Genomic DNA, 11,239 nt, shown 5'->3' with positions numbered 1-11,239 from the left:
CATGCCGACATTGTTCACCCCTGAAACGCAGCAGTATTTCGCGACCCGACGCGCGATTATGGCGCGGGTTCTTATCTGGATCGAGGCACTCAATCGCGAAACGGGTGTTCAGGAAGCCCTTGGCCTTTGGAACGGGGACGATCACCGCGACTTCGTGATCGGCGGCCAGGTCCGGACCTATTACGGCGCGGGCGCACTGCTCGCCGTCGATCCGATCACCAGCCGCACGGGGCTCCAGGTGCGCCTGCATCGTGTGGTTCTTTCGCCGCTGGCCCCGGAAGTGCGGCAGGTAATCCGAGGATATGATCCGCGTTTCGCGCCGGTTGAAATTCACAGGGCGGTCTTCGACGCGGAAACGCATGGCCTGGTGGATGAGCCGCATCGACGTCTCAAGGGCTATATCGACAAGATCTCGGTCTCGACGCCTCCCAAGGGATCGGGGGCAAGGGTGGAGCTTCAGATCGCGTCGGCCGCGCGGGCCCTGACGATACCGGTTTCGCGCAAGCGCTCGCATGAAGCCCTCAAGGCGCGACGCGACGATGATTTCAGACGCTTCTCGGCCATGGCCGGCACCATCGAAACGAGATGGGGGCGCTGATGGAGGGCTCGGCACTCCCACGGTTGCCCGACTGGCAGGCCCGACTGACGGCGTTCGTCATGGCCTGTCGCACCGAAGAACTGGTCCCTGGCCGCTTCGACTGCATGCTGTTCGCCGCCGGCGCGGTGATGGCGGTGACCGGTGTGGATCTCGCAGCTCCCTGGCGCCGTCGCTACTCGACCTTCAGGGGTGGGCAGCGCATCCTGCGCCGCGCCGGTCATGCCGATCATGTCGCCTTGCTCGACGCACATCTGCCCGTAATCCATCCATCCCGCGCTGTTCCGGGGGATCTGGCTGCGGTGCCGGGCACTGACGGTCTTCCTGCCATCGGCGTGATCCAGGGGGCGGCCATTTTCGTCCTGGGTGAAGAGGGCGGTCTGGCACTTGCCCCGCTGCTTTCCGCGCGCTCTGCCTGGAAGGTCGGCTGATGGCAGCGGCGGCAGGCTTCATCCTTGGGGCAGTCGGCTTCGGGGCGCCGGCACTCGGATCGGCCATGTTCGGCGGCTGGGCCGTGGGTGCGGCGTTTGCCTCGACCGCGCTTGGCGGGATCGCCGTCAAGTTGATGACCTCCGTGGCGGTATCGGCCCTGTCGAATGCACTCCGGTCCCAGCAGCGTCAGATGCAGGCGGGGATCACCACCTCTACCACACTGACGGGAGAGGAACATCCGGAGTCGATCATACTCGGGTGGACCGCGACCGCGGGCTCGGCCGTCTGCCCGCCAATGTCCCATGGCCGCGATAACCGTTTCCTGACGCATGTGATCGAAATTTGTTCGGCGCCGGGCGCCGCACTGTCGCGCCTGATCGTCAATGGCGACTATGTCGAACTTGGCACTCAGCCTCATCCGGAGTTCGGGTTGCCGGTGCTGGGCCAGTACAACGGCCTTATCTGGATACGCTTCTACGACGGCAACCAGACCGCGGCGGACCCGATGCTGCTGGCGAAATACGGCAATCATCCGGATCGGCCATGGGACCACAAGATGGTCGGCCACGGCATTTGCTACGCCATCCTGACCTTCTGCTATCATCGCGAACGGCTGACGCAGGTGCCGCGCTACCTCATCGAGGTCGACGGAATCCCGCTCTATGACCCGCGGCAGGACAGCTCAGTTGGGGGGCTGGGGCCGCAGCGCTGGAACAACCCGGACGGCTGGACGCGAACCCGCAACAACGCGGTAATTGCCTATAACATCATGCGCGGCATCCGGTTGCCAGGCGGCGATGTCTGGGGCGGGTCGATCGATCCGCAGGACCTGCCACTCGATAACTGGTTTGCGGCGATGAATGCCTGCGATCTGCCGGTCGCCCGTGGAGATGGTACGGCCGAACCACAGTTTCGCTGCGGTGTGGAGGTCGCACTGTCGGAGGTGCCGGCCGAAGCCCTGGAGAAGGTGCTACGGGGCTGTTCCGGGCGCATCGCCGATATCGCCGGAATATGGAAAATCCGCGTCGGCGCGCCCGGTCTGCCGATCATGCAAATGACGGACGGCGACATCGTTGTCAGCCGCGAACAGACCCACGATCCGTTCCCTGACCTCGACAGCACCCATAACGGCATCGAGGCGCAATACCCTGATCCCGACGCGCTCTGGCAGGTCCGGGATGCCCCGGCGCGCTACAACGCGAACTGGGAGGCGGCGGACCGGTTCGGCCGCAAGGTGGCCAGCGTTCAGCTCCCCGCGACGCCCTATCCCCTGCAGGTCCAGCGCCTGATGCGTGCCTGGATCGAGGATGAACGTCGCTTTCGTGTACATGGGCATGTGCTGCCCCCTTCTGCCCAGTCGATCGAACCCCTCGACTGTCTCACCTGGTCTTCGCTGCGGCATGGCTATGAAGACAAGCTCTTCGAGGTGGCGGAGGTCGTCGACGATCTCATGACATGCTGCGTCGGACACTCGATCCGCGAGGTCGACAACAGCGACTATGACTGGGCACCCGAGTTCGAACTGCCTTCAATACCGCCTTCAACCGGCATTACACCGCCCGATCCCGAGATCGTCGCAGGATGGAACCTGCTGCCCGAAGTCCTGCGCGACAACAATGGCGCCGATCGCCGCCCTGCGCTTCGTCTGGTCTGGAACAGCGATATCATCGCCGACGGAATCGAGTGGGAAATCCGTGTCGCAGGTGCCTCCGACCTGCGCAGCGGCTCCACGATGGCAGTCGCTTCGGGCGGCCTTGTCCTGGCAGACGGCATCTTGCCGCAAACACCCTATGAAGGGCGTAGTCGGCTCATTCTGACCGGGCGAACCGCAGTCTGGAGCGAGTGGGTCGGTGCAGTGTCGCCCGATCTCCGCCTTGCCGAGCAGGACATCCTCCCGGAAATAATCGACCGGATAGAAGCCGCCGTTGAAGCGGCCCGCCTCGCGAGCGAAGAGGCCGAGGCGGTTCGCGACCAGATGCAGACCCTTGTGGACGGTCTGCAGGAAGACATGGCCGGGCTGATCGTCGATTACGATGCGGCGCGCGCGGCCGCAGACATGGCGCTAGCCGCGCGCGATCTTGCGCAGACGGCATCCGAGGCTGCCAGCGACGATCTCGATGCGCTGCGCGTCTTGGCAGCCGCGGCCTCTGTGCGCAATGAAGCGTCCAACTTTGTCGCGCTTACATATCGGGATGCAGCCCGCGAGGCCCGTGATGGCTCTCTGGCGTTCAAGGAGGCAAGCGAGGCCGCCGCAGAAGCCGCCGCCCTCGCGCGGTTACAGGCGCTGGATATCCTGTCGGATGCCGAGGCGGCGCGCGACGGCAGCGAAACCTATCAACAGGCTGCATCTGCGGCTGCAGCCGCAGCGCAGGCAGCGCGGATTGAGGCGCAGGAAGCCGCATCGTCTGCAGATGGTTCAGCTGTCGCGGCCGCAGGGTCCGCACAGGCCGCGGGCGCCCGGGCAGATGAGGCCGGATCTTCTGCGGAAGCCGCCACCGCCGCCGTCACTGCCGCCGAGGCCGCCCGCGACGAGGCAGACATCCGCGCCGTCGCAGCCGCTGAAAGTGCAACCGCCGCCGCTGCCAGCGCCTCCGATGCGGAAGTCAGCGCCGCCGTGACACAGTCGGAACGACTGGCCGCGGAGACGGCACGATCGAGTGCGGAAGCCGCCAGCACATCGGCTGCCCTCGCCCGGGATGACGCTGAAGGCGCTGCCGCGGTGGCAACCGAAAAGGCAGGGGTAGCTGCGGTGGCGGCTAATGATGCCACAGGGCAAGCCCAGGCAGCGTTGAATTCCGCCGTGGCCGCGCAGGCGCATGTCGATGATGCCGCGGCTGCGGCGGCCGCGGCACAGGGGGAACGGCTGAGCGCAGAAACGGCCCGTGCCGCGGCCGAGAGCGCGAGCACCTCGGCTGCGTCCGCAAGGGAAGATGCTGCCGCAGCGGCGTCCCAGGCCTCAAGCTCAGCATCCGACGCAGCTACGGCCGCGACCGCAGCAGGCGACAAGGCCGATGCTGCCGCCGACAGTGCCGCGCTCGCCTCTGCGCGGGCCGATGATGCAGGTGTCGCGGCTACTGCGGCGCAACAGGACCGCGTTCTGGCTCAGGCGGCATTGTCAGGTGCCGAGGATGCGGCAACCGCATCATCGACCTCGGCCGTCGCAGCCGCGGCACACGCCAGCGCGGCGGCACAAGATGCCGCCTTGGTGGCAGTTGATCGTCAGGCCGCCGAAACCGCCCGCACCGGCGCAGAGGCGGCCCGCGAAATCGCGGTTACAGCACGCGAGACGGCCGAGAGCGCGATGGCTGCGGCAACTGATCAGGCGCTTCTTGCAACCGAAGCCGCCGGTCAGGCTGCCACCTCGGCACAGGTGTCACAGGACGCGGCGGCGCTGTCTGTGGAGACGGCAGAGGGTGCTCTCTCTCAGGCAGCCCTCATCGCAGGCGTGGCGACGGAGGCCGTATCGGCTGTTCAGCAGACAAGCACCCAGGTGAGCGACACAGCCGAGACGGTCGATGTGCTTGCTGCCGCGCAAGAGGTCCGTAATCAGGCGCAACAGCTGCTGAACGGTGTCTTCACATCGGAAGCTGCAGCCCACCGATCAGCGGCAGCAACATCCGAGGCGAACGCTGATGAAGCTCGCGCAGGAGCTGAACTGGCCCAGATTGCCGCTGCACAATCCGCAAACTCGGCCGGAAACGCGGCTGCCGCTGCTGCACAATCGGCCCAGACCGCAGGAACATATTCCAGCGAGGCGGGTGCTTCTGCCGAGGCTGCCCAGATCTCGGCTGCGCAAGCCGCGACCGAGCGCGCCCAGGCCGGGCTGCGGGCAGAGGACGCCGCTGAAGCGCGGCAAGACGCAGAAGACGCCGCCGCCAGCGCATCATCATCCGCAGCACTCGCAGCAGAGGCCCGGACGGATGCAGAACTCGCAGCCAACGCCGCACTTGCCAGCAGTCAGACGGCCGCGGCCAGTGCAAACGAAGCCGCACAGGAAGCCTTGGCATCGACGGCACAACGTCTGGTCGCGGAAACCGCGCGCGCGGGGGCCCAGACCGCCGAGACAGGGGCGGTGGCCGCGCGCCAGGACGCAGAAGGATCGGCCGCGGCAGCCTCAACGGCAGCCACGCTCGCGGCCGATGCGGCGACGGCGGCCGGACATGGGGCTTCCGCTGCCGCATCGAGTGCAACGGTCGCCGATGTGCGGGCGACCGAGGCGGAACAGGCTGCAACGATTGCGAGCCAACAGCGGCAGGAGGCCACCACAGCGGCAGGCCAGGCATCCCTGTCCGCGTCTGCGGCAGCCGTCAGCGCCACCGCGGCCGATGGCTCGGCGCAGATCGCGGCCGGATACGAGCAATCCGTCCGATCGAGCTTGATGCGCGCCGCTCAGCCCTCCGAATGGTCGCAGGGCGCGATCTACTGGACCGCCGGGGCCTCGGGTCGGCCCGAAACAGTCGGTGCGCCGAATGCGGCATGGTCTTATGTCGATGGGCACGCCTATGTCACGACCACCGGAGCGAATTCGCAAGCGATCCGCACGCGCGGGGTGGTGGATGCGGTTGAGGGCGATCCGGTGCGGGTGAATATCCGTGCCCGCCTGGTCTCGGGGACCGCCGCTCAGCCGGACTTCTTTCGGATCTACTGGTCGTGGCTCGACGAGAACTATGGCCTCATCACCACGACCACTACGGACCTGGAAGCGGGGGACCGGACAGCGCTGCGCAATGCCCCGGCCGGATCATGCTATTGCCGGGTGGGCCTTGCGGTCATCGGGGCACGCATATCAAATCCGGCCACGGCACGGATCGAACGCCTGGGCGTCCAAAGCAGCGCCGTCGAGGCGCTGATCCTCAACCAGGTCTACACCCGCGCCCAGACCGACAGTGCCATCGCCAGCGCCACGACCGGTCTCTCTGCACAGCTTGGCGACGTGACGGCCGCAGTTACCCAGCAGGCAACTGCCATCGCCACGCTTGAGGATAATGCCTCGGCGATGATCGCGTTTCGCGCGCAGGCCGGCTCACAGGCGGCGGCCCTGGAGCTGGTCGCTGCGAATGATCCAACGGGCCCCGTTTCGGTGGCCCGCATATCCGCCGAGAATATCCTTCTGGACGGGTCGGTTGCGATGCAGCATCTGGTCGTGACGGATCTTTCCGGCAACCTGATCCCCAATGGCGATCTCTCCTGGGGCGACCTGCGCGGCTGGACACCGATCAGCAATGCCCAGGGGATCGAGGTCCGTGATACGTCAATCTTTGGCGCCGGGATCTACACGAACGCGCCGACGCGGTATGTTCTCTATGTTCCGCAGGCGGCAGCGGCGCAGGAGATGTCGCCGGGCGTCTTTGCGGTTAAAGGCGGCGACCGGATCGCGGTCAGTTATTGGCACGCGGTTCAGTCCGGTGGGGCGGCATCGTTCAGTCTGACCTGCGTCTGGCTTGATCGCAGCGGTGCGATCATCTCGACCTCGTCGACAACCGTGAATTCCTCCTCGAATACGTGGGCGCGCTATGAGGGCGTGTTCACGGCCCCTGCAGCAGCTGTCCGTTGCAGCCTGCGGTTCGCCCGGATCGCTGGCACAGGCTTCCTCCTGGTCGCAGCCTTCGAGGCGCGGCGACAGCAGGAGGGTACAACCCTGATCCGCCCCGGCAGCATCACGACCGGTGAAATCAACACCACCTCCTTCCAGGCAGCCGGTCTTTCTGTGTTCGGCGGGGCCATCCAGTCGAACAACTGGCTGCCGGGAGTGAGCGGCTGGCGGATCACCGAGGCAGGATCTGCGGAAATCAACGATCTGTCCGTGCGGCAGGACATGATCGTCTCCGGTGCCGTCAGCAGGCGTGCCTATGCGGATGTGCTGGCAAACCTGGTCGTTCCTGCAGAAAGCTCGGTGTCCAACCCCAGGTGGGTGTTCTGGGACGACAACGGTGATATCGACATCCTGTTCGAGGCTGCGCCTTACGAAGTAGGAGGGAGCTCCGGGTACAGGAACCTCTCGATCATCAGCTTCAGCGGTGAATTCTCCAGCAACCAGTCCGGCGCAGTCCTCTATCTGGCGATCTGGGGCAAGCGCACCCTTGCCGATCCAACATGGACTAAGCTCGACGCTGCCGACGTCTATGGCTGGTCGAGGCGCTTCATTGCCGGCCCTTCCGGGACGAACAATCTGTCGTTCCGCGCCCTCGACCGCCTCCGTCACGCTGATCCGGCCAATCTTCCCTATGGCGGATACAGGTACTTCCGCCTCGGAGCCTATACCGGCGGAAATTACAGCGCCTCGATGCTCAACCCCACCATCGTAATAGAGCAGTTGAACCGATGAAGCATCTTGCCATTCTTGCCCTCGCTCTTGCCGCACCGGCCGAGGCCGCGCCGGACCACGTGTCTGTTTTGACGGGCTCGTGGCATGTGAGCGCGACCACCGAATTCACCGAGTTCAATCCCGGTGTCTTCCTCACATGGGATCAAGACCCGGTTCATTGGTCAGTCGGCGCGTACCGCAACAGCTACGGCCGCCTCTCGACGGCGGTTCTGGCGGGCGTTCCGCTGCTAATCGAGGATGCATTCGAGGTCCATCTGGTCGGAGGCGTAGCGCTTTATCCCCGGGACGGCCGATCCTTTGCTGTCCACGCAGGTGACTTCGTTCCCTTGGGCGGCCTGCAGATCCGCTACGGCGCCACATTGATCAACATCTTTCCGTCGGACGGGACGTTCGCCGATGCGGTGGTGAGCATGGGCTTTTTCTGGACGGCAAATCCGCCAGCCGCATCAAGGAGGCCGAAATGACGACGCTTTGTCACGTCACCGATCGTCTGGAAGCACCCGACGGCAGCCCTCTGCCAGGTGCACGTCTCGATCTGATCCGCGTGCCGGCAGAGATTGAACCCAGCGCCACCGGCACCACGACCGTTCCCGCCCCGGTGAGCGTGCGTGCTGATCCCGCAGCGCAGATATCTGTACACATCAAGCCGGGCAGATATGCGGCCAAGCTGGCAGACGCGCAGGCCAGACCTTATCGAAGCTTCATGATCACGGTCCCTGATGCGCCACATGCCATCCTCGGCCAGCTGATCGACGCGCCCCCGCCGCCTCCGGAACCGGATGCAATGGAACTCGCAGTGCGCGCCGCACAGAACGCCCGAGACGAGGCAAATGGGCACATGGTGGCAGCTGGCCAGAGCAACACATCTGCAGCCCTCTATGCCGCAACCGCGGAAGTGGCCGCTGCAGCCGCGCTGCTTTCGGAGGCCATGTCGGCCGAGATCCGCGCCGAAGTCCAGGCATCCAAGGACGTGATGGATGCCCAGCTGCTTGAAGCTGCGAATGCCGCGGAAATCGCGTCTGATGCCGCTGAAACAGCCCTTCAGGCGTCCTCGGCCGTCTCAGTTGCCGAGCTGAGGGTTCACGCGTCAAAAGAACTCTGCGAAACCGCCGCCGCGAACGCGGAAGCTGCTGCTGTGCAGTCCCATTCTGCAAGAGATGCCACACTTCTGGCACGCGATGCGACCCTTCCCGCCGCCGCCGCCGCACAAGAGGCGGCGGGAAGTGCTTCCTTGGCCGCATCCTCGGCCGAGGGATCAGCCTCGATCGCGTCTGAGGGCGCAACACAAGCTACCGCGGGCGCATCGGATGCGGCTCAATCTGCCGGGAATGCAAATGCATCAGCTCTGATCGCCACCTCAGCGCGAGACATCGCCACATCTGCCTCCGTCGCGGCCGAAACTGCGTCCGTCATGGCTCAAGCGGCCGCTGAAGAGGCGCGCGGCTACGCGGATGCCACTGAAACCATAAGGCTGGCGATGATCATTATGGCCGTCAGCTTCACCAATTCACAAACCAGGTTCGTTGAAGCCTGCGCCTTTGAGTAAAGGAGAACAGGAATGTCAGTAGAGAATGAAATCGCGGCACTGACACAGGCCGTCGACGCACTGGCCTCAGCGGTCAACGTCAAGCGGGCCGTTCTGGATGCAGCCGCCGATCGGGCCGAGTTCTGGGGAAGCAAGGCGCATGTCGGGGCGGTGGTGTACCTCGACAGTATGGCCGATTACCCGGCTGACCCGGACCCCGAGGTCTTCTACGTGGTCGCCGTCGAGCCTTACGCGGGCGTTGTCGTCCAAGGGGGCGGCGAGTAATGGCCCGGCTGGTCAACATACCGCCCGTTGCCCGGGTCTTCTTCGATGGCAAGGAAGTCGTGCAGATGTTCTTGGGCAACCAAGACATCATGGGGTTTTCGCGCTATCGCATGAGCGATGGCCACGACCCCTCCTTCGTCGCAGACTTCGATGTTGACGTCTATGGGGCGACCGGGGCGGCCACTTTTGCCCTCAACTACGCGAGTAATGAACTCGGCCAGCCGAGCATGATCGCGGACTTCAACAACGACGTTTATGGAGCAGTCTGATGCCCACCTTGGTCCGTCCTAACCGCAAAAACCTCCTCGACCTCGTGCAGGACGAACGTACCACACCGGGTTGGGTGTACGCGCGTAACGGCGACATCGTTCAGGTACCCGCTGGCGTGCCGCGTCGGTCCTTCAGTTTCCGCCACAAGCGTGTTGGACTGCTTCGGGAGCGTGCCTACACCAATCTTCTTACGCGGGCCATTGCCCGCACCAACAATATCCGGACGGCGGGCGGTGGTCCTACAGGGCTTGCGGTGAGCGACCCGCAGCTGAACCGCCCTGTTTGCAACTTGTTTCCGGGCGTACGGGCCTACGCTAACAGCACAACGGAATGGCACGGTGTTATCTTCAACGATGCGCCCACACCGGTTCTTGCGGGTCAACCCTATGCCGTGACGCTCGTTTTCCGTTTCGGCACGGCTAATTCGCCCCGCCTCGCCATGCGCCAGCAGGGGGCCGGGTCTGGTCAGGGTAGGGTGTTCCGCATCAATCGGGACGGCAGTTTCGGTACGATTGGTGGTTTCATGCCAACTGGCACGGTCGCCAACCTTGAGGCTACCCCCATGGACGACATGGAGACGTGGCGTGTACAGTTCATTTACACCCCGGATGCTGATGAAGACATCAACATCCAATTTGGTCCGGGGGCTGTCGGTACAGACGTGATTGTGTGTGGTGCTCAGATTGTGCCCGGCACCTACCACCCGGTGTTCATTCCTAACGATGGGTCGATCATCAACAAGCTTGGTGACCTTCCTTTCGTTCCGGTTGGAGACTGGCTTCCGTTGGTCGACTACAGCCTGCTTTTTGACTTCGTGCACAACAGGGTCGGGGACCAACAGGCGGCCATTCTTACCGGGTACGCGCCGGTAACGAGTACCAACTTCAGCTTCTTCGTCGTGTTCAGCGGGGTCATCCAGTTCCGCACTCAGATCGACGGAGATTCTGGGTCTTCGTCCGGAAACGCCGGCACTCTCGTCAAGGGGCAGCGTAGTGTTGTCGCGGCAAGGTGTTCCGATAACACCCGTCGTGCATACCTTAACGGTGGCACTGGCACCGCACCGGGCAGTGGACCGTTCCCGCGTGGCCTTGAGAAGATTTACCTCGGCGGCAACAACAACGCAGGGAACGCCCTTGATGGCCACGTCTTCAAGTTCATTGCATGGACTCCGAAAGCGAATGGCGAGGGGGTGCCGACGCCCGCGTCCAACAACGAACTCGCGTACCTTTCAATGCTGGAGAACTGGCCATGACTATCGCGAAACCGATCCTCACGACCGTGTACTACAAGTTCGCGGACATCGAGGACTACCGCCGGATCTTCGATCAAGAAGAGGTCCTTTTTGCCCACACGCTGTTTCCGAACCTCGGGCGTCCTTCGTACCCCACAGGCGTGATCCTGACGAACGAAGACGGGGACGAGTACGACGAAATGCGGCGGCCCGTCGCGTATTACGCCATGGCCGGATACGACGAGGCCAACGGCCAGCAAGAACCGGAAGAAGCGGCGCAGTACCGGTTCCCCGAAGAAGCCGAGCGCACAGAAGAAGACCGGATCGTGTGGGAGCGGCGCATGTTCTTTGCCGGCCATACCCCCGAGGACTGGCAGCGCTACTACGACAGCTTGGACGGCGACGACTGATGTCGATCACATTCCCCCTTAGTCTTTCGGATTTCCTGATGACTTTCACGAAGTCAGGTATCGGGTTTGACGAGCCCTTGAAGGCGGATTGAAGTCCGCCTTCATAAAATCGCTCTGCTGCAACTTTTGCTGTCACACGCTGCAAAAATTCGTGTCACGCTACATC

At 64.0% G+C, this 11,239-nt stretch carries 9 protein-coding genes; all 9 read left to right on the top strand.

Features of this window, described 5'->3' with window-relative positions; genetic code table 11:
• Position 1 precedes the first annotated feature (1 nt).
• Genes ACFSGJ_RS18050 through ACFSGJ_RS18010 form a run of 9 tightly spaced genes read left to right on the top strand, consistent with a single transcriptional unit; the run spans position 2 to position 11,073 of the window.
• Complete coding sequence (locus ACFSGJ_RS18050; RefSeq protein WP_390265105.1) at positions 2-598, top strand: hypothetical protein; 597 nt, start codon at positions 2-4, stop codon at positions 596-598.
• Positions 586-1,026 carry a DUF6950 family protein gene (locus tag ACFSGJ_RS18045; protein WP_390265102.1) on the top strand — a complete coding sequence of 147 codons (441 nt, stop codon included), beginning with the start codon at positions 586-588 and terminating at the stop codon, positions 1,024-1,026. The genes ACFSGJ_RS18050 and ACFSGJ_RS18045 overlap by 13 nt, the downstream gene beginning before the upstream one ends.
• Complete coding sequence (locus tag ACFSGJ_RS18040; protein ID WP_390265099.1) at positions 1,026-7,352, top strand: hypothetical protein; 6,327 nt, start codon at positions 1,026-1,028, stop codon at positions 7,350-7,352. The genes ACFSGJ_RS18045 and ACFSGJ_RS18040 overlap by 1 nt, the downstream gene beginning before the upstream one ends.
• Positions 7,349-7,816 (top strand): hypothetical protein, encoded by a 468-nt coding sequence (locus ACFSGJ_RS18035; RefSeq protein ID WP_390265096.1) that lies wholly within the window; start codon positions 7,349-7,351, stop codon positions 7,814-7,816. The genes ACFSGJ_RS18040 and ACFSGJ_RS18035 overlap by 4 nt, the downstream gene beginning before the upstream one ends.
• The gene (locus ACFSGJ_RS18030) at positions 7,813-8,898 is read left to right on the top strand and encodes a hypothetical protein (protein ID WP_390265093.1); all 1,086 of its coding nucleotides are present in this window, start codon (positions 7,813-7,815) and stop codon (positions 8,896-8,898) included. Before ACFSGJ_RS18035 ends, ACFSGJ_RS18030 begins: the two co-directional genes overlap by 4 nt.
• 12 nt (positions 8,899-8,910) lie before the next feature.
• Entirely contained in the window at positions 8,911-9,162 is a 252-nt protein-coding gene (locus ACFSGJ_RS18025; RefSeq protein ID WP_390265091.1) for a hypothetical protein, read from the top strand.
• Positions 9,162-9,431, top strand: a complete 270-nt coding sequence (locus ACFSGJ_RS18020) for a hypothetical protein (protein WP_390265088.1) — start codon at positions 9,162-9,164, stop codon at positions 9,429-9,431. Before ACFSGJ_RS18025 ends, ACFSGJ_RS18020 begins: the two co-directional genes overlap by 1 nt.
• A complete protein-coding gene (locus ACFSGJ_RS18015) occupies positions 9,431-10,684 on the top strand; it encodes a hypothetical protein (protein ID WP_390265085.1) in 1,254 nt (417 codons plus the stop codon). Before ACFSGJ_RS18020 ends, ACFSGJ_RS18015 begins: the two co-directional genes overlap by 1 nt.
• Positions 10,681-11,073 (top strand): hypothetical protein, encoded by a 393-nt coding sequence (locus ACFSGJ_RS18010; RefSeq protein WP_390265083.1) that lies wholly within the window; start codon positions 10,681-10,683, stop codon positions 11,071-11,073. Before ACFSGJ_RS18015 ends, ACFSGJ_RS18010 begins: the two co-directional genes overlap by 4 nt.
• The last annotated feature ends 166 nt before the right edge of the window (positions 11,074-11,239 follow it).

The organism is Halodurantibacterium flavum (assembly GCF_042681825.1).
In the GTDB taxonomy this organism is placed as follows: Bacteria; Pseudomonadota; Alphaproteobacteria; order Rhodobacterales; family Rhodobacteraceae; genus Halodurantibacterium; species Halodurantibacterium flavum.
Note: the sequence above shows the minus strand (reverse complement) of the source record. Positions and strands in the feature narration are given on the sequence as shown.

What these genes read in the sequence shown, in the direction of transcription:
- ACFSGJ_RS18050 (WP_390265105.1), top strand. Translation starts at nt 2, where the DNA reads ATGCCGACATTGTTCACCCCTGAAACGCAGCAGTATTTCGCGACCCGA.
- ACFSGJ_RS18045 (WP_390265102.1), top strand. Translation starts at nt 586, where the DNA reads ATGGGGGCGCTGATGGAGGGCTCGGCACTCCCACGGTTGCCCGACTGG.
- ACFSGJ_RS18040 (WP_390265099.1), top strand. Translation starts at nt 1,026, where the DNA reads ATGGCAGCGGCGGCAGGCTTCATCCTTGGGGCAGTCGGCTTCGGGGCG.
- ACFSGJ_RS18035 (WP_390265096.1), top strand. Translation starts at nt 7,349, where the DNA reads ATGAAGCATCTTGCCATTCTTGCCCTCGCTCTTGCCGCACCGGCCGAG.
- ACFSGJ_RS18030 (WP_390265093.1), top strand. Translation starts at nt 7,813, where the DNA reads ATGACGACGCTTTGTCACGTCACCGATCGTCTGGAAGCACCCGACGGC.
- ACFSGJ_RS18025 (WP_390265091.1), top strand. Translation starts at nt 8,911, where the DNA reads ATGTCAGTAGAGAATGAAATCGCGGCACTGACACAGGCCGTCGACGCA.
- ACFSGJ_RS18020 (WP_390265088.1), top strand. Translation starts at nt 9,162, where the DNA reads ATGGCCCGGCTGGTCAACATACCGCCCGTTGCCCGGGTCTTCTTCGAT.
- ACFSGJ_RS18015 (WP_390265085.1), top strand. Translation starts at nt 9,431, where the DNA reads ATGCCCACCTTGGTCCGTCCTAACCGCAAAAACCTCCTCGACCTCGTG.
- ACFSGJ_RS18010 (WP_390265083.1), top strand. Translation starts at nt 10,681, where the DNA reads ATGACTATCGCGAAACCGATCCTCACGACCGTGTACTACAAGTTCGCG.